Genomic DNA, 736 nt, shown 5'->3' with positions numbered 1-736 from the left:
AAGTAGATAATCGTTTTTTCCTTCCCCAACTGAGATAGTTCAAAGTCGCTTGCTGCTGTCAGGTTGGCAATGCTTTGAAGGTTCCAAAGCCCTAGGCGGCTTCGAAGTTCACCGCGAATCCCTTCCCATTGCTTTTCCGCTCCCGGAGCGTCTACGTTATCGAAAAAGGCCCGCGCCTGCGATTGAGGAGGAAGGGTTTCAAACAGGCTCCTCAATTGTTCTTGGTTCTTTCCGATTGTGGACGCAAGGTGGAGCACATTCCGAAGATGCCATTCTTCGGGAGGGCGAGATTCGAGAAGAAACAGCATCAAGGCAATCAGAAAATCCCGGGCAGAATTGGTGAAGAATTGATCCTTCCCTTTCCCTCCGGTCGCAGCAATAATTTGGTCTGCCAGCTCCACAACTTCGTCCGTCATGATGAGTCCGTTTCTTTTCAGATTTCGCATGGGGTTATACCGGTGGGAACGCCGCTTGCTCTCATCCAGGAGATTGAAGCAAACAACGTTATATCCCAGGCTCTCCAAGTATCGAGACGTCTTGTTATATAGCTCACCTTTTGGATCTGTCACGATCATGGAGTGTCTAAGGTTTTCCGCAATATGCAGAATTCCCGGGATAGCAAAACCGGCGGTCTTAGCAGTTCCGGATCCACCAAAGATCAGGAAGTTGGAGTTTAATCTAAGCGGGTGGTTCAGTGGATGAATCACAGGCTTTCCTTTGTACTCGCCCAACAGAA

The 736-nt window shown here is 49.2% G+C and carries 1 protein-coding gene; it reads right to left on the bottom strand.

Annotation, left to right across the window (positions count from 1 at the left end):
* Positions 1 to 736, bottom strand: a 736-nt coding sequence (locus RZO55_RS08970; RefSeq protein WP_318063941.1) for a type IV secretory system conjugative DNA transfer family protein, incomplete at both ends; no start/stop codon positions are given.

This window comes from Clostridium boliviensis, assembly GCF_033342255.1.
GTDB lineage: Bacteria > Bacillota > Clostridia > Lachnospirales > Lachnospiraceae > Lacrimispora > Lacrimispora boliviensis.
The sequence above is the reverse complement of the archived record's forward strand: the minus strand, read 5'-3'. Positions and strand labels throughout refer to the sequence as shown.